General features: G+C 57.3%; 26 protein-coding genes. 14 read left to right on the top strand and 12 right to left on the bottom strand.

Going from position 1 to position 26,574, the window contains the following annotated elements:
• The first annotated feature begins 30 nt into the window (after positions 1-30).
• Positions 31-747: an ABC transporter ATP-binding protein gene (locus NR302_RS06115; RefSeq protein ID WP_258144792.1), complete on the top strand. Its 717-nt coding sequence runs from the start codon at positions 31-33 to the stop codon at positions 745-747.
• 81 nt (positions 748-828) lie between these two features.
• Here the strand turns inward: NR302_RS06115 and bioD are convergent, their stop codons facing one another.
• The 4 genes from bioD to bioB are packed head-to-tail and all read right to left on the bottom strand — an operon-like array spanning position 829 to position 4,419.
• Positions 829-1,500: a dethiobiotin synthase gene (gene bioD, locus NR302_RS06110; RefSeq protein ID WP_258144791.1), complete on the bottom strand. Its 672-nt coding sequence runs from the start codon at positions 1,498-1,500 to the stop codon at positions 829-831.
• On the bottom strand, positions 1,497-2,252 hold the full coding sequence (gene bioC, locus NR302_RS06105; RefSeq protein ID WP_258144790.1) for a malonyl-ACP O-methyltransferase BioC: 756 nt from the start codon (positions 2,250-2,252) through the stop codon (positions 1,497-1,499). Before bioC ends, bioD begins: the two co-directional genes overlap by 4 nt.
• The gene (gene bioF / locus NR302_RS06100) at positions 2,236-3,387 is read right to left on the bottom strand and encodes an 8-amino-7-oxononanoate synthase (RefSeq protein WP_258144789.1); all 1,152 of its coding nucleotides are present in this window, start codon (positions 3,385-3,387) and stop codon (positions 2,236-2,238) included. The genes bioC and bioF overlap by 17 nt, the downstream gene beginning before the upstream one ends.
• Positions 3,388-4,419, bottom strand: coding sequence for a biotin synthase BioB (gene bioB / locus NR302_RS06095; protein WP_007890608.1), 1,032 nt, complete (start codon positions 4,417-4,419; stop codon positions 3,388-3,390).
• Between the two features lie 88 nt (positions 4,420-4,507).
• On the opposite strand from bioB, the gene bioA reads away from it, so the two are divergent.
• Both bioA and NR302_RS06085 read left to right on the top strand, forming a co-directional pair.
• Positions 4,508-5,803: an adenosylmethionine--8-amino-7-oxononanoate transaminase gene (gene bioA, locus NR302_RS06090; protein WP_258144788.1), complete on the top strand. Its 1,296-nt coding sequence runs from the start codon at positions 4,508-4,510 to the stop codon at positions 5,801-5,803.
• 29 nt (positions 5,804-5,832) lie between these two features.
• Positions 5,833-6,309: a kinase inhibitor gene (locus NR302_RS06085; RefSeq protein WP_258144787.1), complete on the top strand. Its 477-nt coding sequence runs from the start codon at positions 5,833-5,835 to the stop codon at positions 6,307-6,309.
• A gap of 80 nt (positions 6,310-6,389) precedes the next feature.
• On the opposite strand, the gene pgl is transcribed toward NR302_RS06085, so the two are convergent.
• Complete coding sequence (gene pgl / locus NR302_RS06080) at positions 6,390-7,382, bottom strand: 6-phosphogluconolactonase (protein ID WP_258144786.1); 993 nt, start codon at positions 7,380-7,382, stop codon at positions 6,390-6,392.
• 148 nt (positions 7,383-7,530) lie between these two features.
• On the opposite strand from pgl, the gene NR302_RS06075 reads away from it, so the two are divergent.
• Positions 7,531-8,349 (top strand): pyridoxal phosphatase, encoded by an 819-nt coding sequence (locus NR302_RS06075; protein WP_008109070.1) that lies wholly within the window; start codon positions 7,531-7,533, stop codon positions 8,347-8,349.
• Positions 8,350-8,446: 97 nt separating this feature from the next.
• Here NR302_RS06075 and modC read toward each other — a convergent pair whose 3' ends face one another.
• The 4 genes from modC to NR302_RS06055 form a co-directional block, all read right to left on the bottom strand.
• The gene (gene modC / locus NR302_RS06070; RefSeq protein ID WP_179451539.1) at positions 8,447-9,505 is read right to left on the bottom strand and encodes a molybdenum ABC transporter ATP-binding protein ModC; all 1,059 of its coding nucleotides are present in this window, start codon (positions 9,503-9,505) and stop codon (positions 8,447-8,449) included.
• Complete coding sequence (modB, locus tag NR302_RS06065) at positions 9,505-10,197, bottom strand: molybdate ABC transporter permease subunit (protein WP_258144785.1); 693 nt, start codon at positions 10,195-10,197, stop codon at positions 9,505-9,507. Before modB ends, modC begins: the two co-directional genes overlap by 1 nt.
• Complete coding sequence (gene modA / locus NR302_RS06060; protein WP_258144784.1) at positions 10,194-10,967, bottom strand: molybdate ABC transporter substrate-binding protein; 774 nt, start codon at positions 10,965-10,967, stop codon at positions 10,194-10,196. The genes modB and modA overlap by 4 nt, the downstream gene beginning before the upstream one ends.
• A 176-nt stretch (positions 10,968-11,143) precedes the next feature.
• Positions 11,144-11,302: an AcrZ family multidrug efflux pump-associated protein gene (locus NR302_RS06055; RefSeq protein ID WP_007890616.1), complete on the bottom strand. Its 159-nt coding sequence runs from the start codon at positions 11,300-11,302 to the stop codon at positions 11,144-11,146.
• 118 nt (positions 11,303-11,420) lie between these two features.
• Between NR302_RS06055 and modE the strand changes: the two genes are divergently transcribed.
• From modE to gpmA, 6 genes are all read left to right on the top strand, one after another.
• Positions 11,421-12,203, top strand: coding sequence for a molybdenum-dependent transcriptional regulator (modE, locus tag NR302_RS06050; protein WP_258144783.1), 783 nt, complete (start codon positions 11,421-11,423; stop codon positions 12,201-12,203).
• A gap of 76 nt (positions 12,204-12,279) precedes the next feature.
• A complete protein-coding gene (gene modF, locus NR302_RS06045; protein ID WP_258144782.1) occupies positions 12,280-13,752 on the top strand; it encodes a molybdate ABC transporter ATP-binding protein ModF in 1,473 nt (490 codons plus the stop codon).
• A gap of 360 nt (positions 13,753-14,112) precedes the next feature.
• A complete protein-coding gene (gene galT, locus NR302_RS06040) occupies positions 14,113-15,156 on the top strand; it encodes a galactose-1-phosphate uridylyltransferase (RefSeq protein ID WP_008109054.1) in 1,044 nt (347 codons plus the stop codon).
• Positions 15,157-16,305: a galactokinase gene (galK, locus tag NR302_RS06035; protein WP_154153312.1), complete on the top strand. Its 1,149-nt coding sequence runs from the start codon at positions 15,157-15,159 to the stop codon at positions 16,303-16,305.
• Positions 16,299-17,333 (top strand): galactose-1-epimerase, encoded by a 1,035-nt coding sequence (gene galM, locus NR302_RS06030; RefSeq protein WP_061717349.1) that lies wholly within the window; start codon positions 16,299-16,301, stop codon positions 17,331-17,333. The genes galK and galM overlap by 7 nt, the downstream gene beginning before the upstream one ends.
• A 150-nt stretch (positions 17,334-17,483) precedes the next feature.
• Positions 17,484-18,236: a 2,3-diphosphoglycerate-dependent phosphoglycerate mutase gene (gene gpmA, locus NR302_RS06025; RefSeq protein ID WP_008109047.1), complete on the top strand. Its 753-nt coding sequence runs from the start codon at positions 17,484-17,486 to the stop codon at positions 18,234-18,236.
• A 60-nt stretch (positions 18,237-18,296) separates the two neighbouring features.
• Here the strand turns inward: gpmA and aroG are convergent, their stop codons facing one another.
• Positions 18,297-19,349, bottom strand: coding sequence for a 3-deoxy-7-phosphoheptulonate synthase AroG (aroG, locus tag NR302_RS06020; RefSeq protein WP_008109046.1), 1,053 nt, complete (start codon positions 19,347-19,349; stop codon positions 18,297-18,299).
• A gap of 297 nt (positions 19,350-19,646) precedes the next feature.
• Here aroG and NR302_RS06015 point away from each other — a divergent pair, with 297 nt between their 5' ends.
• The 4 genes from NR302_RS06015 to zitB all read left to right on the top strand — a co-directional run bounded on the left by NR302_RS06015 (position 19,647) and on the right by zitB (position 24,696).
• On the top strand, positions 19,647-20,003 hold the full coding sequence (locus NR302_RS06015) for a YbgS-like family protein (protein ID WP_374990637.1): 357 nt from the start codon (positions 19,647-19,649) through the stop codon (positions 20,001-20,003).
• A 103-nt stretch (positions 20,004-20,106) separates the two neighbouring features.
• Entirely contained in the window at positions 20,107-20,691 is a 585-nt protein-coding gene (locus tag NR302_RS06010) for a response regulator transcription factor (RefSeq protein ID WP_258144781.1), read from the top strand.
• Entirely contained in the window at positions 20,673-23,759 is a 3,087-nt protein-coding gene (locus NR302_RS06005) for an ATP-binding protein (RefSeq protein WP_258144780.1), read from the top strand. The genes NR302_RS06010 and NR302_RS06005 overlap by 19 nt, the downstream gene beginning before the upstream one ends.
• On the top strand, positions 23,728-24,696 hold the full coding sequence (gene zitB / locus NR302_RS06000; RefSeq protein WP_258144779.1) for a CDF family zinc transporter ZitB: 969 nt from the start codon (positions 23,728-23,730) through the stop codon (positions 24,694-24,696). The genes NR302_RS06005 and zitB overlap by 32 nt, the downstream gene beginning before the upstream one ends.
• Here zitB and pnuC read toward each other — a convergent pair.
• A complete protein-coding gene (gene pnuC / locus NR302_RS05995) occupies positions 24,690-25,412 on the bottom strand; it encodes a nicotinamide riboside transporter PnuC (protein ID WP_154153327.1) in 723 nt (240 codons plus the stop codon). The two genes, zitB and pnuC, sit on opposite strands and share 7 nt — an antisense overlap.
• 27 nt (positions 25,413-25,439) lie before the next feature.
• A complete protein-coding gene (gene nadA, locus NR302_RS05990) occupies positions 25,440-26,501 on the bottom strand; it encodes a quinolinate synthase NadA (RefSeq protein WP_258144778.1) in 1,062 nt (353 codons plus the stop codon).
• Positions 26,502-26,574: the final 73 nt, after the last annotated feature.

Below are 26,574 nucleotides of genomic sequence, written 5' to 3'. Positions count from 1 at the left end.
CAGGCTAATAATCTGGAAGGAGTATGTCAGATGCTGAGTTTACGTTCGGTGAATCAGTTTTACGGTCAAAATCACATTCTGTGGGATGTGGATCTCGATCTGCCGCCGGGCACCTGCACCGGTGTGTTGGGCAGCCCCGGCATGGGCAAAACCACGTTGGTGAACTGCATTATGGGCCGCCTGCCGATTAACAGCGGCTCGATGACCTGGCAGGAAGATGGTGCGCCACCGGAAGATTTGCTGCTGCAACCGGCCGAAATGCGCGCGCGCACCGGCATTGGTTACGTGCCGCAAGGACGGCATATTTTCTCGCAGATGAGCGTGGAGGATAACCTGCTGATCGCCCTGATGGCGGCGCAGGACGATCGTAGCCGCGCCATTCCGGAAATGGTTTTTGACCTGTTTCCAGCGCTCTATTCATTGCGCCATCAGCGCAGCGGCGAGTTGCCGATGGAACAGCAGCAACATTTGGCACTGGCGCGTGCGCTGGTGCTGCAGCCCAAGCTGGTGATTCTGGATGAGCCAACGGAAGGGATGTCGCCATGGCTGGAAGAGGAGATGGGCAATCTGATTCGTCGGCTAAACCGTGAGTATGGTTTAACCATTTTGCTGCTGGAGCAGCACGTGTCGTTTGTCCGGCGCGTCGCCGACTATTTCCTGCTGCTGCATCGTGGGCGTAACGTGGCGCATGGCAAAGTGGCGCAACTGGATGACATCACCGTTAATAAGTGGTTAACGGCGACGTAGATAGCCAGGTCGCCATAAATGGCGACCCTACGGTGTTTGATGTGGTTTTGTAGGGTCGCCATTTATGGCGACCTGGCTCATTTATTGCGGCAACCTCAAATAACGCCCACATTCCGCCTGTTCGGCCTCATCGCTAAGGTGCGGGATCTCACCCAACAACGGCGCATCAATGCGCTGACGCAGCGTAGCCATATACTCCTGATGGCGTTTGCCGGGCGGTTGAATATCATTGGCAATCCAGCCCGCAAGGCGTAATCCGCGTGTTTTGACCGCTTCGGCGGTGAGCATCGCATGGTTGATGCAACCAAGTTTCACGCCCACCACCAGAATCACCGGCAATTGCTCGGCTTCCACCCAATCGGCGTACGTTTGTGTCTCCGACAGCGGCGTAAACCATCCGCCTGCGCCTTCGACTAACACCCATTCCGCCTGCTGCTCCAGCGCGCGCAAGCCTGCTGAAAGCGTGGCAAAAGTAATCGGTCTGCCCTCTTCCGCGCTAATGATATGCGGCGAGGTCGGCTCGACAAACGCCAGCGGGTTCACCTGCTCATAGCTTAACGCCAGGCTGCTGTAGCGCTGCAACGCCAGCGCGTCGCTGTTGCGGATGCCTTGCGGCGTGATCTCGCAGCCGGATGCCACCGGCTTGTAGCCTGCGGTGCGTAAACCGGCGGCGCTCGCCGCCTGCAGCAGCGCACCGCTGGCCACGGTTTTGCCCACTTCGGTATCGGTTCCGGTAATAAACCAGCGTGTCATTTGCTTAAAACTCCATACATCAGATGATAACTCAGGCGATAACCCGCCTCGTCCTGCGGCCAGTGCTGCTCAAGCTGTGCCAGCTGAGCGCGAGTCAGTACGCTGGCGCCGCGTCCGTCGTGCAGATGCGTGGCACCAATGCCTTTCAGCGAGCGCATAGCGCTGAGCGCCGTGGGAAAATGCAGCGTGATAACCTGCTGCTGCTTAGCGATCGGCAGCGTCGTGATGGCCGCGTCAAACTGCGCGGCGCTGAGGAAACGGTTGGCGTGCTGGCGACCATCCAGCTGCGCCCACGCGTGATGCACTTCGTGCAGCGACCCGTCGAGCAGCGTGGAAAATAGTACCGTGCCGCCTGGACGCGTGACGCGTAAAAACTGCAGCAGCGCGGTGTGCAAGTCGCTGCTCCACTGAACCGCCAGATTGCTCCACACGCCGTCAACGCTGGCGTCTGGTAGCGGCACCTCATCAATATCGCCCAGCAGATAGTGTTGCGCCGATTGCTGATCGCGTGCGGTTTGCAGCATGTTGGCCGACAGATCAAGCGCCGTCAGCGTGCGCCCGCGATCGCGCCAGTAACGGCTATACCAGCCGGTGCCGCAGCCAGCATCCAGCAGATGCGGGCCAAAACCGGCGGGCGCCAGCGCCAGCAGCGCATCACCGCTCAGCCGCTGTAACTGCGCGTGCTGCTCGTAATGCGCAGCCGCACGACCAAAAGCGTTTGCCACGGCCTGCTTGTTAACCTGCAGCGTCATACAGCGCCTCCAGCAGACGATCAATATCATCGGTGTGATGCGCAGCGGTGAGCGTGATGCGTAGCCGCGCGGTGCCCGGCGGCACGGTCGGTGGACGAATGGCGCTTACCCAGCAGCCGGCCTGCGCCAGCCGCTGCGACAACGCCAGCGCCGCGCTGTTTTCGCCAACGATCAGCGGTTGGATGGCGCTTGCAGAGGCACCTAATTGCCATGGCAAATCGGCGGCTCCCGCACGGAAACGCGCAATGTGGCTATGCAACTTTTCGCGCAGCGCATCGCCTTGTTGAATCTGCCGCAGTGCCGCTAGCAACGCGAAGCACTGCGCCGGTGGCATCGCGGTGGAGTAGATGAGATGGCGTGAAAACTGCTCGACATAATCAGCAGTGGTGTCATCACACAGCAGCGCCGCGCCGCTGACGCCAAACCCTTTGCCGAAGGTGACGATAAGCAGTTCCGGCTTGACCTGCTGCTGCCAGCAGCTGCCGCGCCCTTGCGCACCGGTGACGCCGATGCCGTGCGCATCATCCACCAGCAGCCAGCCGTTACCGCGCCACGTCTCTTCTGCGATAGCTGCCAGCGGTGCACTGTCGCCATCCATGCTGAACACGCCTTCGGTCACCACCAGCGTGCCGCCATCCGACGGCGTTGCCAGCAGCTTCGCCAGACTTTCCGGCTGATTGTGGGCAAAGCGACGCAGGCTCGCCGGGCTGTGGCTGGCGGCATCCAGCAGTGACGCGTGCGCCAGCTTATCGGCGAAGATGCGATCCTGTTTTTCCGCCAGCAGATGGATCACCGCCTGGTTGGCGGCGAATCCCGAAATAAATAGCAGCGCGCGCGAATAGCCAAGCCAGTCCGCCAGCTCCGCTTCGAGCTGCGCATGATGGCGGCTGTAGCCGGTGACATGACCGGATGCACCCGCACCCGCGCCTGATTCGGCCGCGCCCTGCTGCCAGGCAGCGATTACCGCCGGATGCTGACTCAAGCCGAGATAGTCGTTGCTGGAGAAGTGGCGATAGCGCTGCCCTTCGAGCGTAATCTCCCGCACGCTGTTGTGCTCAACGGGACGCCGCAGCCGCCAGCCATCCGCGGCACGCCGCGCCGCCAGCGCCTGATCGATACGTTGTGACCAGCCCATTTACACAGCCGCGTTGTAGAACTGCTCGGTATCCGCGTGCAGCAGCTGCTCGCTGAGCTGATATTGCTGCTCGTTGTCACCGGCGGTTGTCGCGGTATGCTCCGGATTCAGGCCCAGTTTGCGGAACAGAATCAGGTCTTTATCCTCTTCCGGGTTTGGCGTGGTGAGCAGTTTGCAGCCGTAGAAGATTGAGTTAGCACCGGCCATAAAGCACATCGCCTGAGTTTGCTCGCTCATCTGCTCGCGACCGGCTGAAAGGCGCACGTGCGAGGATGGCATCATGATGCGCGCCACCGCGATGGTGCGGATGAAGTCGAAGGGTTCGACGTCGTCGTTATCGGCCAGCGGCGTGCCTTTGACCTTCACCAGCATGTTGATTGGTACGCTCTCGGGCGGCGTCGGCAGATTCGCCAGCTGCACCAGCAAGCCCGCGCGATCCTTCACCGTTTCACCCAGACCTACGATGCCGCCGGAACACACTTTGATGCCCGCGCCGCGCACTTTATCCAGCGTATCCAGACGTTCCTGATAGCTGCGCGTGGTGATGATGTTGCCGTAGAACTCTGGCGAGGTATCGAGGTTGTGGTTGTAGAAATCGAGTCCGGCTTCGGCAAGACGCTGTGCCTGGCTGCCATCCAGCGTGCCGAGCGTCATGCAGGTTTCCATGCCCATCGCTTTCACGCCCTGTACCATCTGCTGCAGGTAAGGCATGTCGCGCTCGTGCGGGTTTTTCCACGCCGCGCCCATGCAGAAGCGGCTCGATCCCGCCGCTTTGGCTTTGCGCGCCGATTCCAGCACCGCATCCACTTCCATCAGCCGTTCTGATTCCAGACCGGTTTTGTAGCGCGCGCTCTGCGGACAATATTTACAGTCTTCCGGGCAGGCGCCGGTTTTGATCGATAGCAGCGTGCTGACCTGCACCTGACGTGGATCGAAATGTTGACGATGCACTTGCTGCGCTTCAAACATCAACTCAAGGAAAGGTTTATCGAAAAGTGCCTGAGCTTGTGTCAGTGTCCAGCGGTTTGCCATTGCTTACTCCAGAAAAAGGGGGTTCATCCCGACGATTAACGCGGTTATACTTGTAAACTAAATCTTTTTAAAATGGTTTACAACTCACATGTTCACTCAGGACGACCTCAACTTTGACCGCCAGCATATCTGGCATCCCTACACGTCGATGCGCGATCCCCTGCCCTGTTATCCGGTTGTGGCGGCGCACGGCTGCCAGCTGCAGCAGGCCGATGGACGTGAACTGGTGGACGGCATGTCGTCGTGGTGGGCGGCGATTCACGGCTACAACCATCCGCGCCTCAATCAGGCGTTACAGCAGCAAATGACGCAGATGTCGCATGTGATGTTTGGCGGCATTACCCATCCGGCGGCGGTGGAACTGAGCCGCCAGCTGGTTGCCATGACGCCTGAGGCGCTGGAGTGCGTGTTCCTCGCCGATTCAGGTTCGATCGCCGTCGAAGTGTCGATGAAAATGGCGCTGCAATACTGGTTGGGACGCAACCAAACGCGGCAGAAATTCCTCACGCTGAAGCGCGGCTATCACGGCGATACCTTTGCCGCGATGTCGGTGTGCGATCCGGAAAATTCGATGCACAGCCTGTGGCGCGGCTATCTGCCGGAACATCTGTTCGCCAACGCGCCGCAGTGTGCTTTCAATGATGAGTGGAACGAGGCGGATTTCGCCGATTTCGCGCAGCTGGCCGAAATCCACCATCGCGAGATTGCGGCGGTGATTCTGGAGCCGATTGTGCAAGGCGCGGGCGGCATGCGTTTCTACCATCCGCGCTATCTGCAGCAGGTGCGCGCACTGTGCAATCGCTACGGTTTGCTGCTGATTGCCGATGAGATCGCCACCGGATTTGGCCGCAGCGGCAAGCTGTTTGCCTGCGACCATGCGGGCATCACGCCGGACATTCTCTGCCTCGGTAAAGCGCTGACCGGCGGCACCATGACGCTCTCCGCCACGCTGACCACGCGTGAAGTCGCGGATACCATCAGCCGCAGCGCAGCGGGCTGCTTTATGCACGGCCCCACCTTTATGGGCAATCCGCTGGCCTGCGCGGTGGCGGTGGAAAGTCTGAAAATGGTGAATGAAGGGCATTGGCAGTCGCAGGTGGCACAGATTGAACAGCAGCTGCGCGCCGAGCTGCTGCCGCTGCGCGGTCATCACGCGGTGGCCAACGCACGTGTGCTGGGCGCGATTGGCGTGATCGAAACCCACCAGCCGGTGAACATGGCGGCGTTGCAGCACTTCTTCGTGGAGCGCGGCGTGTGGATTCGTCCGTTTGGGCGATTGATCTATCTGATGCCACCTTATCTGATTTCTGCCGCCGAACTGACGAAACTGACGCAAGCGGTCGGTGCGGCACTGGATGTTGCGGCGCATTTCCACCATGATTGAGGGCACTGCACAACCAATAAGGAGCGATCATGCGCGTAGTTAGCCAGGATTTTAACGACGGCGATAAGATGCCAGAGCGGCACGTTTTCAACGGCATGGGTTACCAGGGTGACAATGTGTCACCGCATCTGGCGTGGGATGATGTGCCGGCGGGCACCAAAAGCTTTGTTGTCACCTGCTACGATCCCGACGCGCCAACCGGTTCCGGCTGGTGGCATTGGGTGGTAGCGAACATTCCGGCAGAAGTCACCGAGTTGCCGCAGGGCGCCGGTTCCGGCGTGGCGGAACTACCGGAGAGCGCGATTCAGACGCGCACCGATTTCGGCCAAACCGGCTACGGCGGCGCAGCGCCACCGCAGGGCGAATCGCATCGCTACATCTTTACGGTGCATGCGCTGGATACGGATAAGATTGACGTAGATGAAGGCGCGAGCGGCGCGATGGTGGGTTTTAACGTGCATTTCCACGCGCTGGCCAGTACGTCGATTACAGTGAAGTACGCGTAATAAAAAAGGTCGCCATAAATGGCGACCTTACAGCAGATTTATGCGCATCTGGTCGCCATGAATGGCGACCCTACGAGATGTCAAAGCTGGTGGATTACCACCCACATTGGGCCTTGTCCTACTGCGTAACGCGCCAGCGGATTAAGCAGGCCGCGCTCCTGAATCTTATACACTTCGATGTGGTGCGATTTTTGTCCCGCTGCCACCAGATATTGACCGTTGTGATCAATATTAAAGCCGCGCGGCTGGGTTTCAGTCGGCTGGTAACCTTCAATCGCCAGCACCGAACCATCTTCACTGATGCTGAACACCGTAATGGTGCTGCTGGTGCGGTCGCAGGCATAGAGGAAACGGCCATCCGGCGTGATGTGGATGTCCGCCGCCCAACGCGTATCGCTGAAATCCTTCGGCATCATGTCGAGGCTCTGCACCCGCTCAACCTGGCCGTGCACATTGTTCAGCGCCCAGACATCGACGCTGCTATCCAGCTCGTTCACCACGTAGCCATACGCGCCGTTAGGGTGGAACGCCATGTGACGCGGACCCGCACCTTCAACGGTGGTGACCTGCGCTTGTTCACGCGGGGCCAGCGTGCCGTCTGCGTTCAGTTGATACAGGCAGATGCGATCCTGCTTCAGTGCCGGAACAAACAGCGTTTGGTTATTCAGGTCGATATTGGCGGAGTGGCAACCGTCCAACCCGCTGATCACCTGACTTGGCGCTTGCGGCAAACCATCGCTGCCAATCGGGCTGATGCTGACGCAGGCATCGTTGTACGAGCCGCAGAACAGATAATTACCATGACGATCGGTGGAAATGTGAGTTGGGCTGCCCGGCAGCGGCGCTTCACCGGCGAGGCTCAGCGAACCGTCGGCCGCAATGCGGAACGCCAGCACGCGAAAATTCGGACGAACACCTACATAGAGGAAATCTTTCTTCGGGCTCACCACCATCGGCTGCACCTGGCCGGCAACATCCGTTACCTGCAATAACGTCAGTGCGCCATCTTCCTGCAACTGCCAGGCATGGATCTGCTGGCTCTCGGGACTGGCGGTATACACGACTTGTTTCATGCGTTTTCCTTATTCGCTGCCTGATGAAAGGGATAACTGTAGCGCGTTTCATTTTGTCGCGCTGGATTCATTTGTGCCCTGTTTTTTGTCTCAGGGCCGCTGCCGGGTGTAGACTCAATGCTTTGCCAACTCCCGGACGGAAAGTGTAATGAGCTACCGCGTAATCGCCCTTGACCTCGACGGCACCCTGCTGACCCCGAACAAAACCATTCTGCCTGAATCCATCGAAGCGCTGGCCCGCGCGCAACAGGCGGGCGTGAAAGTGTTGATCGTCACCGGTCGCCACCACTGCGCTATCCACCCTTTTTATCAGGCACTTAAGCTGGATACACCCGCAATCTGCTGTAATGGCACCTATTTGTATGATTATCCGGCGAAACAGGTGCTGGCCGCCGATCCACTGGATAAAAGCAAAGCCGCGCGTGTGATCGAGATGCTGGATGAGGAGAACATCCACGGTCTGCTGTATGTCGATGATGCGATGCTCTACCAGACGCCAACCGGCCATGTGACGCGTACGCTGAACTGGGCGCAATCGCTGCCGGAAGCGCAGCGTCCGCTGTTCCTGCAGGTGCCAAGCCTGGCGCAGGCGGCGATTGACGCTGATTCGATCTGGAAATTCGCGCTGTCGCATCCCGACACCCGCGCGCTGCAGCAGTTTGCTGAACGCACCGAAGCCGAACTCGGTCTGGCGTGTGAATGGTCGTGGCACGATCAGGTGGATATCGCCAAAGGCGGCAACAGCAAAGGCAAGCGTCTGGCGCAGTGGGTTGAAAGTCAGGGCTTTAGCATGCAAGACGTGCTGGCGTTCGGCGACAACTACAACGATCTCAGCATGCTGGAACAGGTGGGATTAGGCGTGGCGATGGGCAATGCCGATGACGCCATCAAAGCGCGCGCCAAAAAGGTGATTGGGACCAATCTGGAGCCGGGCATCGCCGAAGTGATTTATCAGGAAGTTCTCTAGTTAACCCTCCGCATCAACGCATTTCGGTCACCATAAATGGCGACCCTACAGATGTTTGGTGCGGTTTTGTAGGGTCGCCATTTATGGTGACCTTTTGTTATGCCGCTATCGACACGCTCTTAATCTGCGCATACAGCCACTGATCGGGCCGAATCCCCAACTCATCACGCGCCCACGGTGAAATACGCGCCCACAACTCGCTGATGCCAATACGCAGCTTCACTTCCACCTGATCGTCAATCTCCAGCAGCTCAACCACCTGCGCCGGCAAAATATTGCGGATCGAGGTATTGTGCGGCGGCTGCAAGGCCAACGACACATCGGCCGAGGCGATTCGAATGCGCAGCGGCGTTTTCAGCGGCTGATTCACCCTGCTCACCCAAATATGCTGATCGCCCAGCGACAGCGCGGTCATCGGGTAATCGGGATGCTGCTCCAGCACCTGCACGCGCAGCACGCTGGTGCGCTCGGCGAGTGGCAGCCACGGACGCATCGCCGAACTGCTCCACACTTTCTCCAGCGGACCAAAAGCTTTCACCTGGCCGGCATCCAGCACCAGCACGTTATCTGCCAACTGCAGGATTTCATCGAGGCTGTGCGACACGTAAAGAATCGGGATATCGACCTGCTTTGCCAGCTTTTGCAGATAGGGCATCAGCTCACGTTTGCGCGGCAGATCGAGCGATGCCAGCGGTTCATCCATCAACAGAATATCGGGCGCGGTCAGCAAAGCGCGGCCAATTGCCACGCGCTGTTTTTCACCGCCCGAAAGCGACGCGGGATAACGCGTTAGCAGCGACTCTAAACCGAGCAGCGCCACCAGCGCGTTGAACTGCGGCTTCATTGAGGGCGCCATGCCGTATTGCAGATTGCCGCGCACGCGATAGTGCGGGAACAGTCGCGCATCCTGAAACACATAGCCGATGCGGCGCTTCTCTGGCGGCAGATTGACGCGCGTTGTCGAATCGAACAGCAGACGATCGTTTAACTCAATGCGCCCGCTTTGCGGCTGGGTTAATCCGCCAATCGCGTTAATTAACGAGGTTTTGCCCGCGCCTGATACGCCGAAAATGGCGGTGATGCCGCTGGCGGGAATGTTGACGTTGACGTCGAGCAGGTGATCGCCCAACTGCTGAGAAAGATGCAGATTTAGCATTATGCCGCTCCCAGCCGTTTACAGCCCCAGCGCGCCAGCAACTCAGACGCCACCAGCGACATCAGTGCTAACGCTATCGCCACCGCACAAAGTCGCGCTGCGGTGCCTTCCGCACCCGGCGTCTCAATCAGGGTAAACATCGCCGACGGAATAGTGCGCGTCTCGCCGGGAATGTTGGAGACAAAAGTGATGGTGGCGCCAAATTCGCCCAGCGAGCGGGCGAAGGCCAGCACCGTGCCGACAATAATGCCCGGCAAGGTGAGCGGAAGTGTGATGGTGAAAAACACGCGCCAGCGCCCGGCACCCAGCGTGCGGGCGGCCAGCTCCAGTTTGGTATCCACCGCTTCCAGCGCAAGACGAATCGCGCGTACCATCAGCGGAAACGCCATCACCGCCGAAGCGATCACCGCGCCGCGCCAGCTAAAGGCAAAGGTGAAGCCAAACCAGTCATACAGCCATTCGCCGATAAAACCGCGACGGCCTAAAGCGATCAGCAGCAGATAACCCACCACCACCGGCGGCAGCACCAGCGGCAAATGGACGATGCTATCCAACAGGGTTTTGCCCGGAAAACGGCAGCGCGCCAGTATCCAGGCCATCATGATGCCAAACGGCAAGCTGCAGATCACAGCTACACAAGAAACTTTCAGGCTGAGAAAAACGGCCTGCCATTCGGGATCGCTCAATATCATTTCTTCGGCGTGAATCCATACTGTTTAAACACGGCAGCGGCATCCGGCCCCTGCAAATAGTTGTAGAAGGCTTCTACCGTTGCGTTCTGATGTTCTTTGACAATCGCCATCGGATATTCCACTGGCTTGTGGCTATCTTCCGGGAATCGTCCCACGACCTGCACTTTTTGGCTGGCCACCGCGTCCGAACCATACACGATGCCGTACGGCGTTTCATTACGCTCAACCAATGCCAGCGCGGCACGCACATTATTAGCCGGCGCTAGCTGCGGAGATAAAACGTCCCACGCGCCGAGTTTTTGTAATGCTTCTTTGGCATAAATGCCAGCGGGCACGTGATCCGGATCGCCCACCGCCAGCCGCTCGCCTTTCAGCAGGCTTTTCCAGTCGGTTTTGCTGTCAATCGTGACCGATTTTGCCGCGTCGCTTTTCGGTGCAATCAGCACCAGATCATTGCCAAGCAACGTATAGCGCGTGCTGGTTACCACGCTGTTTTTCGCCACTACATCGTCCATCCACTGCTGATCGGCAGAGATGAACAGATCGGCAGGTGCGCCCTGATCAATCTGGCGCGCCAGCACCGAAGAAGAGGCAAAAGAAGAGACCACTTCTACGCCACTTTTCTTCTGATACTGCGTCGCAATTTCCTGCAGCGCATTGGTCAGCGATGCCGCCGCGAACACGGTAATTTTCTCTGCGGCCACAGCGTGACCGGCCAACGAAACGCTTAAAACGGTTGCAGCAGCCCAGCGGTAATTGATTGTTTGCATTTGTTGCTCCTTGTTACGTTATATATTTGATAATACAACGTGAGCACAAAGCATGTCAGCCGCTATTTGGTGACGTAGGGTCGCCATTTATGTCGACCTGGACGATGGGATATATATCGGCAGGATTTTACAGAAGTTCAGAAACAAAACGCCCGCAGGAAGCGGGCGTTGAGAAATTAGTGTTGTGAGCTGTTGGCAGGACGATCGTCGCGGCGGCCAAATTTTGAGATGACGTTGAAAACTTCACCCAGGCCGTAAATCAGACCGAGCATAATAGCCATCACAATCGGCACCATGATGATAGCCACAGCCAGGCTTTTTAACAGTTCCAGCATGGAAACCTCACGCAGAAAATAAAAAAGTGATTGTAACGGTTAGCGAAAAAAACGCACTGCCCTTTTCGTGCTTTTACTTTTAAGCAGTAAACTGAGCTGATTAACCTAAGGAGCTGACATGCAGGCAGAACTTTCTCTCCATATTCGTCTTCAGCAAAAGCTGTTTGCCGATCCGCGCCGCATCGAATTACTGAAACGCGTGCAGCAAACCGGCTCGATTAGCCAGGGCGCGAAACTGGCGGGCATCAGCTACAAAAGTGCCTGGGATGCGATCAATGAGATGAATCAGCTGGCCGATCAAACGCTGGTCGATCGCGCGACCGGCGGTAAAGGCGGCGGCGGCGCGCAGCTGACGCGTTATGGCGAGCGCTTGATTCAGCTGTTCCAGTTGATGGAGCAAATTCAACAGAAAGCCTTCGATGTGCTGCAAAACGACAGTTTGCCGCTCGACAGTTTGCTGGCGGCAATTGCGCGCTTCTCGCTGCAAACCAGCGCGCGCAATCAGCTGTTTGGTACGGTGCTTGCCAGCGATCATCAGCAGGTGCAGCAGCACATTGAGGTGCTGCTCGCCGATGGCGTGACGCGCCTGCAGGTGGCGATCACCGCCCGCAGCGCTGAACGGCTACAGCTCGACAGCGGTAAAGAGGTGCTGGTGCTGATTAAAGCGCCGTGGATTCACGTCAGTCACGCCGCCGACAGCAGCGATAATCAACTGGCCGCGCAGATCAGCGCCATTGCGCCCGGCGATCAGGTTAGCGAAGTATTGATGGCGTTGCCGAGCGGCGAAACGCTGTGCGCTACCGTCACCAATGACGCGGTGAAACAGCAGAATCTGCAGGTTGGTGCCAGCGTCACCGCCAGTTTTAATGCCGAACACGCCATCATCGCCACACTGCTCTGAAATCCACGCCATGATTTGACTTCGCCTACATCGCTGGCTAAAACTGAGCAACACGATGCATAAAACGGAATAGATCATGGCTTCATTGCAAATTTCGCAAGGCACGTTTCACCTTAGCGACACCCGAGCACTCTCCCTCAACGATTTAACCCTCAACAGCGGCGAAAGCTGGGCGTTCGTGGGCGCCAACGGCAGCGGCAAGTCATCACTGGCGCGCGCCCTCTCCGGCGAGTTGCTGCCCGGCAAGGGCAGCGTGCAGCAGGATTTTCAGCGCCGCACGCGTCTTTCGTTAGAGCAGCTGCAAAAACTGGTCAGCGATGAGTGGGAACGCAATAACACCGATCTGCTGAGTGAAGGCGAAGACGATACCGGCCGCACTGCCGCGCAAATCATTCAGGACGAAGTGAAAGATGAGGCGCGCTGTCAGGCGCTGGCGCAGCAGTTTGGCATCACTTACCTGCTCGATCGTCGCTTCAAATATCTCTCCACCGGCGAGACGCGCAAAACGCTGCTGTGTCAGGCGCTGATGGCGCAGCCGGATTTGCTGATCCTCGATGAACCCTTCGATGGGCTGGATGTGGCGTCGCGCGCCAGCCTGGCGCAAACCCTCAATGATTTGCATCAAAGCGGTTACAGCGTGGTGCTGGTGCTTAATCGCTTTGATGATATTCCCGATTTTGTCGAGAAGGTCGGCGTATTAGCCGAATGCACGTTAACCCACGTGGGCGAGCGCCGCGCGATTCTGGCTGAAGCGCTGGTGGCACAGCTGGCACACAGCGAGAAACTCGAGGGCATGGCGCTGCCGGAAGCGGATCAGCCGGATCAATTGCCGCAGCTGGCCGAAGATGCGCCGCGCGTGGTTCTGCGCAACGGCGTGGTGTCGTACAACGATAAAGCGGTAATTGATGGCCTGAACTGGCAGGTTAATCCCGGCGAACACTGGCAAATCGTGGGGCCGAACGGCGCGGGTAAATCTACCTTGCTCAGTTTAGTGACCGGCGATCATCCGCAGGGTTACAGCAACGATTTGACGCTGTTCGGCATCCGACGCGGCAGCGGTGAAACCATCTGGGATATCAAGCAGCACATTGGTTATGTCAGCAGCAGCCTGCACCTCGATTATCGCGTCAGCTGCAATGTGCGCACCGTGGTGCTCTCTGGCTTCTTCGATTCGATTGGCTTGTATCAGGCGGTGTCCGATCGGCAAAAAGCGCTGGCGCGTCAGTGGCTGGCGTTGCTCGGTATGGATAATCAGCTGGCCGATGCGCCGTTCCACAGTTTGTCGTGGGGACAGCAGCGGCTGGTGTTGATTGCGCGCGCACTGGTCAAGCATCCTACGTTATTGATCCTTGATGAACCGCTGCAAGGACTGGATCCGATTAACCGCCAGTTGGTGCGTCGCTTTGTCGATGTGCTGATTGGCGAAGGTCGCACGCAACTGCTGTTTGTTTCCCATCACGCCGAAGATGCCCCGCAGTGCATCACCCACCGTCTGAGTTTTGTCGCGCAGGAACAGGGTTACGGTTTTCTGCAAGAGTCGCTGCGTTAATTAGCGGTCGCCATGAATGGCGACCCTACGAAGGCCTACCGTGCAATAAAGCCATTGCCAAAATAATTCGTGCTGCTGCAAGGCGGCAAGCAGGCAAGTCCCCAGGAGCTTACATCAGTAAGTGACTGGGGCGCGCATGCGCAGCCAACGCAGCAGCAGTTCGAAGTATGAAGGCAATGTAACCGCTACCATTTCATTGCCTGGTAAGTAAGCAAATAGCACTGATAACCCCACAAAATGAGAATCGTCACCTTGTGTAAACGATACCATTTATCCAGACTGGATCACGCTTTCACGCTGGTCTTTGTGCTACTTTGATCAAAATCATTTTTATCTGTTTGCCGTTTACCAGGACTCATCATGGAAAAATTTAACCCGGTCGATCATCCGCATCGCCGTTATAACCCATTGATCGATCAATGGGTGCTGGTCTCACCCCATCGCGCTAAGCGTCCGTGGCAAGGCGCGCAGGAAACCCCGGCGCTGGAGCAGCTGCCGGCGCACGATCCTGACTGCTTCCTCTGTGCGGGAAACACTCGAATTACCGGTGACAAAAACCCCAACTATAAAAGCACTTACGTGTTCACCAATGACTTTGCCGCGCTGATGACCAATACGCCAGATGCACCGCAAAGCGACGATCTTTTGATGCGCTGCGAAAGTGCGCGTGGCACCAGCCGGGTGATCTGCTTCTCGCCGGATCACAGCAAAACGCTGCCGGAGCTGCCGCTGAGCGGACTGGAAGATATCGTGCGTACCTGGCAGGAACAGACCGCCGACCTCGGCCAGCACTATCCGTGGGTGCAGGTGTTTGAAAACAAAGGTGCGGCGATGGGCTGCTCCAATCCGCATCCACACGGTCAGATTTGGGCCAACAGCTTCCTGCCGAACGAAGCGCAGAAAGAAGATGACCATCAGCGTCACTATTTTGCCGAGAAAGGCACGCCGATGCTGGTCGATTACGCCGCGCGTGAAATGAATGATGGCAGCCGCACGGTGGTGGAAACCGAACACTGGCTGGCCGTGGTGCCGTGGTGGGCGGCGTGGCCGTTTGAAACCTTGCTGCTGCCGAAAGCCCATGTGAAACGCATCACCGATCTCACCGAGCCACAGCGCACCGATCTGGCGCTGGCGCTCAAGCAGCTCACCAGCCGCTACGACAACCTGTTCCAGTGCTCATTCCCCTATTCAATGGGTTGGCACGGCGCGCCGTTCAACGGCGAAAGTAACGATCACTGGCAGCTGCATGCGCACTTCTATCCACCGTTGCTGCGTTCAGCCACGGTACGCAAATTTATGGTTGGCTATGAAATGCTGGCCGAAACCCAACGTGATTTAACGGCGGAACAGGCAGCTGAACGTCTGCGTTCTGTCAGCGATGTCCATTTCCGCGAGGCGCAATAAATGTCATTAAAATCCATTACTCAACAGGTATTCGCTGACACCTTCGGCTATCCAGCCACGCACAGCATTCAGGCGCCGGGCCGCGTCAATCTTATCGGCGAACACACCGATTACAACGATGGCTTCGTGCTGCCGTGCGCCATCGATTATCAAACCGTGATTGCCTGCGCCAAACGCGACGATCGTCAGGTGCGCGTGATTGCCGTCGATTACGACAATCAGCAGGATAGCTTCTCACTGGATGCGCCGATCGAGCCGCTGAAAGAGCCAATGTGGGCCAATTACGTGCGCGGCGTGGTGAAACATCTGCAGAAACGCGATGCCAGCTTTGGTGGCGTCGATATGGTGATCAGCGGCAACGTACCACAAGGCGCGGGCCTGAGTTCTTCGGCGTCGCTGGAAGTGGCGGTCGGCACCGTATTCCAGCAGCTGTATGCATTGAATCTGGACGGCGCAGCGATTGCGGTGAACGGTCAGGAAGCGGAAAACCAGTTTGTCGGCTGCAACTGCGGCATCATGGATCAGCTGATCTCCGCGCTCGGTCAGCCGGATCACGCCATGCTGCTGGATTGCCGCACGCTTGGCACGCGCGCGGTATCGATGCCGGAAGATGTCGCAGTGGTGATCATCAACTCCAACTTCCGTCGCAGCCTGGTGGGCAGCGAATACAACACGCGTCGTGAGCAGTGCGAAACCGGCGCGCGTTTCTTCAATAAGCCGGCGCTGCGCGATGTGACGCTGGAAGAATTCGAAGCCTCAGCAGGTGAACTGGATGCATTGGTAGCCAAACGCGTGCGTCACGTCATTACCGAAAATGCGCGCACGCTGGAAGCAGCCGATGCCTTAAGCGCTGGCGATTTGAAACGTATGGGCGAACTGATGGCCGAATCGCACGCCTCGATGCGTGACGATTTCGAAATCACCGTGCCACAAATCGACCAACTGGTTGAGATTGTGAAAGCAGAAATCGGCCCGCGCGGCGGCGTGCGTATGACCGGCGGCGGCTTTGGTGGCTGCATCGTGGCGCTGATGCCGACCGATCTGGTCGATGCGGTGAAAGCGGTAGTGGCCGAGAAGTATGAAGCACAAACCGGCATCAAAGAGACCTTCTACGTGTGCAAAGCGTCCGCAGGAGCAGGCCAATGGTAAGTGATGTGAATTCCCACGCGCCAGACGGGCAACCGTGGCGCATCACTGTGCTGCGCAATCGCAACGGCATGGTCGCGACCTTTATGGATTGGGGCGCGACCTGGCTGTCAGCGCGCGTGCCAATGCTGGATCACAGCGTGCGTGAAGCGCTGCTCGGCTGCGCCACGCCGTCCGATTATCTGCATCAGGATGCCTATCTTGGCGCGACGATTGGCCGCTACGCAAACCGCATCGCCTCGGCCGAACTGAAGCCGCTTAATCTGTTGCTGGCAGCGAATCAGGGCGCACATCAGCTGCACGGCGGGCCGGAAGGTTTCGATAAACGTCGCTGGCAGATCCTCAGTCAGAGCGAAAGCGAGGTGCACTATCGCCTCGATTCACCGGATGGCGATCAGGGTTATCCCGGCAATTTGATCGCCGATGTCATCTATCAACTTGATGATGATAATTGCCTGTCGATTCGCTACGAAGCGCAAACCGATAAGCCCTGCCCGGTCAACCTGACCAACCATGCTTACTTTAATCTTGATGCGCATCATGGTGATGCGCGTCAGCATCGCTTACAACTGCACGCCGATCGTTACTTGCCGGTGGACAGCGAAGGTATTCCTAACGCGCCGCTGAAAGAGGTAGCGGGAAACAGTTTTGATTTCCGCCAGCCGAAGCGCGTCGCCGATGAGTTCCTCGCCGATGACGATCAAAAAGCGGTGAAAGGCTATGACCACGCCTTTTTGCTCAACACCGCTGGCGACAGCAGCCAACCCGCCGCCCATTTGTGGTCTGCGGATGGCAAGCTGGAGCTGAGCGTGTTTACTGCCGCCCCGGCGTTGCAGTTCTACAGTGGCAACTATCTGGCGGGAACACGCGCCCGTGAGCAGGACAGCTATACTGCTTTCCAGGGCATCGCTCTGGAGAGCGAATTTTTACCGGATTCGCCCAACCATGCAGAGTGGCCGCAGCCCGATTGCTGGCTGCAACCCGGCGACAGCTGGCAGTCCGTGACGCGTTATCGCTTCACGCCGCACTGAGCCACCGGATGAAAAACGCGCACTGCGCTGCCGACAGGCTTACGCCGTGCGTTGTTTTCCGCTATGGTATGGCGCTATTAGTGAGCCGCTTCTCAGTGGCCGCAGCCGGTTTCAATACTAATCGTAAATCGAGCATTAAGGAGTAAAGCTATGGCCGTAACTAAGCTGGTACTGGTGCGACACGGCGAAAGCCAGTGGAACCAGGAAAACCGCTTCACCGGATGGTACGACGTTGACCTGTCTGACAAAGGTCGCACCGAAGCCAAAGCAGCCGGTCAGCTGCTGAAGAAAGAAGGTTTCGTGTTTGATTTCGCTTACACCTCAGTGCTGAAGCGCGCTATCCACACGCTGTGGAACGTGCTGGATGAGCTGGATCAGGCTTGGCTGCCGGTTGAGAAAACCTGGCGTCTGAACGAGCGTCACTACGGTGCGCTGCAAGGTCTGGATAAAGCAGAAACCGCCGCTAAATACGGTGACGAGCAAGTGAAACAGTGGCGTCGTGGCTTTGCCATCACCCCACCAGAGCTGGATCGCGCTGATGAGCGTTTCCCTGGCCACGATCCGCGTTACGCTTCATTGACTGACGCACAGCTGCCAACCACCGAAAGCCTGGCGCTGACCATCGAACGCGTGATTCCTTACTGGAACGAAAGCATTCTGCCGCGCATTAAGAGCGGTGAGAAAGTGATCGTTGCTGCACACGGCAACTCACTGCGTGCGCTGGTAAAATACCTCGACAATCTGAGCGAAGACGAAATCCTCGAACTGAACATCCCAACTGGCGTGCCATTGGTGTATGAGTTCGACGAGAACTTCAAGCCGCTCAAACGTTACTATCTGGGTGATGCTGACGAGATCGCTGCGAAAGCGGCAGCCGTAGCAAACCAGGGTAAAGCGAAGTAAGCGACCGCTGAAACGCAAAAAGGCCAGACGCGAGTCTGGCCTTTTTTATTGCCGCAAGGCTTAACCGCGACGCTGTTTGACCGCCTGAGCCAGCTGACGCAACGCTTTCTCGGTGTCTTCCCAGCCGATGCAGGCATCGGTCACGCTCTGGCCGTAAACCAGCGGTTTGCCGCTTTCGAGGCTCTGATTGCCTTCCACCAGATGACTCTCGATCATCACGCCAGTAATCGCCTGCTCACCGCCGGCAATTTGCTGCGCCACGTCATCAGAAACGACCATCTGACGCTGGAACTGCTTGCTGCTGTTGGCATGGCTGAAGTCGATCATCACCTGCGGACGCAAGCCTGCTTTCTCCAGACCGGTTTTCACTGCCGCCACGTGTTCAGCGCTGTAGTTCGGCTCTTTGCCGCCGCGCAGAATGATGTGGCAATCTTCGTTACCGCTGGTTTCGACAATCGCCGAGTGACCATATTTGGTGACCGACAAGAAGCAGTGTGGCGCGCTGGCGGCACCAATCGCGTCAATCGCCACTTTAATGGTGCCGTCGGTGCCGTTTTTGAAGCCCACCGGGCAAGAGAGACCGGAAGAGAGTTCGCGATGCACCTGCGATTCAGTAGTACGTGCGCCAATCGCGCCCCAGCTCATCAGATCGGCCATATATTGTGGCGTGATCATGTCGAGGAACTCACCCGCTGCAGGCAAACCGATATCGTTGATATCCACCAGCAGCTTGCGCGCCAGACGCAGGCCGTCGTTGATCTGGAAGCTGCCATCCATAAATGGATCGTTGATCAGCCCTTTCCAGCCCACCGTGGTGCGCGGTTTTTCAAAGTAAACGCGCATCACCACTTCGAGATCGTCTTTCAACTCATCACGCAATTTCAGCAGACGCGCGGCATACTCTTGCGCAGCCTGGGTATCGTGAATCGAGCACGGACCGATCACCACCAGCAGGCGATCATCTTCGCCATGCAAAATGCGGTGAATCGCCTGACGTGACTGCGCAACGGTTTCGGCAGCTTTATCAGTGGCGGGGAATTTCTCAAGCAAGGCAACAGGAGGAAGTAACTCTTTGATCTCTCTGATGCGTAAATCGTCGTTCTGGTAATCCATACACAATTCCATTCAAATTTCTGGCCCAACGTCCGTCGGGCGCAACCCGCCCACTTTAGCCCTTCACGCGGTAGGTGTAAATTACGCACCGTGGCTAAAATGTATATCTCAAGTTTGCATTTATATATCTATGCACTAAGCTTTTTAAATGTAAGCACTAAGGAATTAGGTGTTTACAAAATTTAATATTTAAGCGAAGCGTATAAGGTGGAATTTTATTCCATCGCGGCACGCTATTTTCGTCAATTAACACCAGTGCGTGTTTGACGGCAACTATCCATTAATTACTGGAGCATAATGATGAATAAGTTTGCAATGATCTTTCTGACGGCAGCGATGACTTTAGGTAGCGGTGCTGTAATGGCTGCAGACAACAATGGCGCGGCTAACGCTTCAGCAGAAGCAGGCGCAGCAGCGGGTGGTGCAAAACAGAATCTGCCACCGAATAACGTTGATAACAGCAAAATTAATAACGGCAGCATGAATACCAACAGTGCCGCAACCTCAGGTACACATACGGGTAATATGACTGCAGAGCAGATGCATAAAAATTCGATGTGTAAAGACGGCAAATGTCCTGACATGAACAAAAAAGTCCACACCAAAGAAGGTGGTGGCAAAGTTAAACACAAAACCGATGGCACCACGCAATAAGTAAGTCATGGGTATCAATCGGGAGAGCTTCGGCTCTCCCTTTTATTTTGCCCCCCGCCCTTTTCCGCTATGCTGAAGCAATGAAATTCACAGGAACTGATTCATGGCTTCATTGCTGCTTATTGATGATCACCCGTTAGTTGAAGTCGCACTGGAAGCGGCTTGCGTTAACGCTCCCATCACGCTGAAAATTCACGCCGCTGGCGACGAAGCTCAGGCACGCCAACTGCTGCTGCAACATCCCATCGATTTAATTGTGCTGGATATTGGCCTACCCGATTGCGACGGCCTTGAGCTGCTGCGCCGGTTACGCGTGCGCAATCAGCACTGTCCTGTGTTGATCTATTCCGCGCAGCGGAGCCGCCACACATTGCTCAGCGCAGTATCGCTGGGCGCCGCCGGTTACGTGGTGAAAAGCCAAAGCATGGCGCAACTGCTGAGTGCGATTCTGGCGGTGCTCGGCGGCCAACAGGCATTTCCGCCGCTGCCAGAGCGTATAGAACTGCCGTTAACCGAGAAGGAGCAGCAGATTGTTGCGCTGCTGGTGCGCGGACTATCGAATCTGCAGATTGGCGAGCAGCTGCACATCAGTAATAAAACCGTCAGCACCCACAAGAAGAACATCCTGGAGAAAACCGGCGTGCAATCGGTGGTTGAACTGGCTGAATTGTGGAAAGCGCAGCAGTGAGGATATGGCTGCTCCTCAGCCTGTTGGTGCTGAGTGTGCTGGCGAAAGCCGATCTGCAACCCGCCAGCAGCGTGATGTTACCCGCGATGATGCCAGCGCCGCACGCTGAGCCGTGGCCGGGTGCAACCTTGCGCGTCGCGGTGCCGGCACAGAACAGCGCGCCCTGGGCGATGCGCATTGGCGATCACATCTGGGGCATCGACGCCGACTATCTCAGCGCGCTTAGCCAGTTGACAGGTACCCATTTCACGCTGCAAAGCTATGCCGATCGCGCGCAGCAATTGGTAGCCTTGCAGCGCGGCGAGGTGGATTTGGTATTAAGTAATCAACACGCCGAGCTGCCGTCCGATGTTCTGCTCAGCGACAGCTGGTACAGCAGCCCGATTCGTATCTATCGCAACCGGGATAATCAGCGCGCGGTGATGTTCAACAGCGATACCGCGCAACTCACCATTGCCGAGGCGACGTTAGCACAATTGCCCGCCGAATTTGTCCAGCAGCATCGCTGGCATACCTTGCCGGGCGATCTGCAGGCGCTGTATGCGCTGCTCAATCAGCAGAGCGATTACCTGGTCGCCGATGAAGCCAGCGCCGGTTTCCTGCTGGGCCAGCTGCAGCAAGGACAAATCTACCAAATCACCGCCGATCCCGGCGCGGGCGAACTGACGTTACGTGCGCTGGCGCGCGATGCCGCACTGATCCACTGGCTTAACAGCCAGCTGCGCCTGCTGCCCGCCGAATTTAGCAGTCGCGTCCAGCAGCGCTGGAGTCCGCCGCTGCTGCGTTATCAGGACACGCAAACATTGATGCTGTCGGCTGGCGAAAAGCAGTGGCTGGCGCAGCACAACGAGATTCCGTATGCGGTTGAGGCAGATAATGCGCCATGGAGTTATCGCGACAGCAACGGCAATGCGCGCGGCTTTGGCATCGACCTGCTAAACGCCCTAAGCCAAAGTACCGGCCTGCGTTTTACCCCGCGCTGGGTCAACAATCCGCAGCAGGCCGCCACGCTTTTGCAGCAACAGCAGGTAATGCTGAATCTGTTACAGCCGCTGTATGGCGACGATCCCGGCAGCAACACCTTGCCGGTATGGCGCGCCATTTGGGGAATTTACACGCTTGCCACCCATCAACCGATGAACTGGCAATCGTTACAGGGCCAGCGCGTGGGCGTGTTACGCGACGATCTCGCCTCACGTTTGCTGCCATCTGGCGTTACGCCACAGCCGTTCGACGACCGGGCGCAACTGTGGCAAGCGCTGAATAGCGGTCAGATTGATGCGCTGGTGGATAACGTGCTGTCCGCGCGCTGGCGTATGGCGAGTCACGAAGATAATCGTGTGCATTTGGCGTTTGCCGCCAGCGATATCGCCTGGCCGCTGGCACCGCAGGTAAGCGCTGAACAGCCTGAGCTGCGCGCCCTGCTCGACCATGCATTGCAGCAGATCCCGCCCGATACGCTCAATCAGATGCGCGTCAGCTGGTCGCAGCCGCCGCAGCCCGGCACCACGATGGCGATGCGCAATATTCCGCTGATGATTTTGATCGCGGCTGGCGTGATTATTCTGTTGCTGCTGGGTTTGCTGGCGCGTCGTTACTGGCAGCAGCGTCGTGATCGATTGCAGCGTGAACAGGCCGAACGCGCCAATGCCGCCAAGAGCCAGTTTCTCGCCACCGCCAGCCACGAATTGCGCACGCCGATGCAGGCGATTCTCGGTTTGCTGGAGCTGGAACAGCAGCAGCACCCGAGCGAACGGCTGGCGCTGATGCACAGCAGCGCGCGCTCGCTGATGGCGCTGCTGAACGACTTGCAGGATCACGCACGCATTGAGAGCCAGAGCTTCCGCCTGGCGCCGCGCCCGCTCAATCTGACACTTTGGCTGCAGCAACAGCAGCAGTTCTATCATCCCTTGATGCGCGATGCCGGGCCAAACCTGATTGCCGAAGCCCTGACGCCGTTGCCTGCCAGCGTGTTACTGGATGGCGATCGCCTGCAGCAGGTGGTGAATAATTTGGTCGCCAACGCCCTGAAGTTTACCCGCGAAGGCGAAGTGCGCCTGTCGCTGGCGGTTGATGCGCATATCCAGCTTACGGTGGCCGATACCGGCAGCGGCATTCCGTTAAGCGAGCAGGCGCAACTTTTTGAACCCTGGTACCAGGCGCCATCCGGCAAAAGCCATGCGGTACAAGGTAGCGGGTTGGGTTTGTTTATCTGTCGCGAGATTGTGCAACGGATGGGCGGTACGTTAACGCTCACTTCAGAGCCCGGCAGCGGCACCACGGTCAGCGTGCAGTTGCCGTTAGTACTGAGCGAAGAGCCTTTAACCGAGCGCACAGCAAGCTGGCCACTTTACCCGCAGCTGCGCGTAGCGATCGTGGATGATCATCCAACCAATCTTTTAGTGATGCAGCAGCAGCTGGCGAACTTTGGTGTGCAGGCGCAATTATTTGAAGAGGGCCGAGCGCTGCTGCGCGCCGATGCCCAGCGCGCCTTCGACATTCTTTTTATCGATCAAATGATGCCGCGCCCGGATGGTTTAACGCTGCTGCGCATTCTGCGCCGTCGCCAGCGCCAGCGCGGTACCGCCACGCTGCGCGTGCTGTGCTCTGCGGATGTTCAGTTGCTGAAAATCGCCCTGCAGGACGATGAAGCCTTGCTGCTCAAACCCATCGAGCTTGATCATCTGGCGCCGCTGCTGGCGCGCGCGATAAAAGATCCGCTGGATTTGCTGCCAAACAGCTTGCTGATTTTGGCGCAGAATAATCAGGCGTTTATTCCACGCATCTGCCAGACCTTGCAGCGCACGCTGCAACAGGATCGGGATTCGCTGATCAGCGCACGCGATAAGCAAAACTGGTCAGCGCTGGAACAGGCAGCGCACCGCATGAAAGGCAGCTGGTTGATGCTCGGGATGGATGAGGTTGCCGAGCGCTGTCAGCAGTTGATTGTGCAGACCAAACAGCAGCAGTTGCCGCTTGATGATCTCAATTTACTGATATCATTAACAAACAGGTTACTTAAACAACTGGAAAATTATGGCACACACTCATTCCCACGGCGCAGCTAACAGCAACCGCACGCGGCTGGCAGCGGCGTTTGGCGTAACGGCGCTGTTTATGGTGGCGGAAGTGATTGGCGGGCTGGTTTCTGGCTCGCTGGCGCTGCTGGCCGATGCCGGACATATGTTGACCGATGCCGCCGCACTGCTGATGGCGTTACTTGCGGTGCAATTTGCTCAGCGCAAACCCAACGCGCGTCATACCTTCGGCTTGCTGCGCCTCACCACCTTAGCGGCATTCGTCAACGCCATTGCGCTGCTGGTGATAACGGTGCTGATTGTCTGGGAAGCGCTGCGTCGCTTCTACGAGCCACAGCCAATCGCTGGCGGATTGATGCTTGGCATCGCCATTGCCGGTTTGCTGGCCAATCTGCTGTCGTTCTGGCTACTGCATCGCGGCAGCGAAGAGAAGAATCTCAACGTACGTGCGGCGGCTTTGCATGTGCTGGGCGATTTATTGGGTTCGGTCGGTGCGATTGTCGCGGCGGTGATCATCATGCTGACCGGCTGGACGCCGATCGATCCGATTCTGTCGCTGCTGGTGTCATTGCTGGTGGTGCGCAGCGCCTGGTCGCTGCTGCGCGAGAGTCTGCATGAGCTGCTGGAAGGTGCGCCGGGTCATATCAACGCGGATAAGCTGTCGCGCGAGCTGACGCGTAATATCGATGAAGTGCGTAACGTGCATCACGTTCATCTGTGGCAAGTAGGTGAAAAACCGGTGCTGACGCTGCATGTGCAAGTGATTCCGCCTTACGATCATGACGGCCTGCTTAAGCGCATCCACCATTATCTGCATGAGCACTATCAGATTGCCCACGCCACGGTGCAGATGGAGTATCAGCCGTGCAGCGGACCGGACTGTGAGCTCTGTTTAGATAACAGCGCCACGCAGCACGATCACCACGACCATGCTGCGCTGGAAGGTCATGCTCATCACCATCACTGATGTGACAGCGCGCGCGAGCCATGTTCGCGTGCGCTTTGCATCCACAGACGCGAACCGTTAAGCGCAATCAGCGTCAAAATCGCGTACTCGAGTGACATGGCATAAACGCCCTGACGCGCAAAGATCATCACGCTAATCACGTTGATCACCACCCACAACAGCCAGTTCTCAACGTATTTACGCGTCATCAAAATCATCGCCACAATCGATAACACCATCATGCATGAATCCCAGAACGGGAAAGCGTCCGGCTGCAGCTGCGGCATCGCCACGTTAAGCCCCACGCTTTGCATGATGCCGACGGCTGTTTTGGTCAGGAAGGCAAACACCGGATCGATATAAAACGTCATCAGAGCAATCGCCACCACGCACGCCGCGCCCCAACCCAAGGCTTTTGAGCGCGGCAGCCAGCGAATTTGCAGCTCAGTTTCGTTGTTGGCGGTTTGACGACTCCACGCGTACCAGCCGTAAACGTTGGCGACGAAGAAGAACAGCTGCAGCAATAAGCTGGCGTAGAGCTGAATCTGGAAGAAGATCACCGCGAAGAGCGTGACGTTAATCAGCCCGAAAAAGTAGTTGATGATTTTTTCCAGGCTGGCGAGCCAGATACACAGCAAGCCAGCGATGGTGCCAACGGCTTCGATCCATGAGAGATCGTAGCCGCCAACGCCTAGCGGAATGTGAACCAGAATATTTTGCGTGCTAAAGAAGTCCATATAAGGTGCCTGTGTAACGGGAGCCCGTCATGCATTCCCTTTGATTTTAAGTTTGAGATCTGCAGCAAAGGATAGCATGCGATTAAGCGGGATCAACGCGGCCTCGCGCAGCGCATCATCGACATGGATTTCATGCTCGCTGCCGCCTCGTTCCAATCCTTCGGCAATCGCTTTCAGGCCGTTCATTGCCATCCACGGACAGTGCGCACAGCTGCGGCAGGTTGCGCCCTCACCTGCGGTTGGCGCTTCCAGCAACTCTTTGTTCGGCACCGCCTGCTGCATTTTGTAGAAGATGCCGCGATCGGTGGCGACGATCATCTGCGGATGCGGCAAGTTTTGCGCCGCCTGAATCAGCTGGCTGGTGGATCCCACCGCATCGGCCAGATCGACAATCGCCTGCGGTGATTCAGGATGCACCAGCACCGCCGCATCCGGATAGAGCGCCTTCATGCGTTGCAAAGCCTGCGTTTTGAATTCGTCATGCACGATACAAGCGCCCTGCCAGCAAAGTACATCTGCGCCGGATTTTTGCGTGACGTAGCGGCCAAGATGGCGATCCGGTGCCCATATGATTTTCTCGCCTAGGCTGTCGAGATGTTCAATCAGCTCAACCGCGATGCTTGAGGTGACGACCCAATCCGCGCGCGCCTTCACCGCCGCCGAGGTGTTGGCATACACCACCACGGTGCGATCGGGATGCTGATCGCAGAAGCGGTTAAACTCCTCAATTGGGCAACCGAGATCGAGCGAGCATTCCGCCTGCAAGGTGGGCATCAGCACGGTTTTTTCCGGGCTAAGAATTTTTGCGGTTTCGCCCATAAAACGCACGCCCGCCACCAGCAAGGTTTTGGCGGAATGTGTGCTGCCGAAACGCGCCATTTCCAGTGAGTCCGATACGCAGCCGCCGGTCTCTTCCGCCAGCGCCTGAATCTCAGGATCGGTGTAGTAGTGCGCCACCATCACTGCATCACGTTCTTTCAGCAAGCGTTTGATTTTGTTTTTGTAATGGGATTTTTCATCGTCACTGAGACGTGCCGGTTTCGGCGGGAAAGGATAGATCGCGCTTTCAGGATGAAACATCAGACTCATGACACGGCTCTCGTTTTCTCAATTTAACAAAATTGCCTGTTACGGCAATGATGCGGCATCAAAACCGCCATCG

The sequence above is a fragment of the Pantoea sp. SOD02 genome, assembly GCF_024707505.1.
Classification (GTDB): Bacteria; Pseudomonadota; Gammaproteobacteria; order Enterobacterales; family Enterobacteriaceae; genus Pantoea; species Pantoea symbiotica.
The sequence above is the reverse complement of the archived record's forward strand: the minus strand, read 5'-3'. Positions and strand labels throughout refer to the sequence as shown.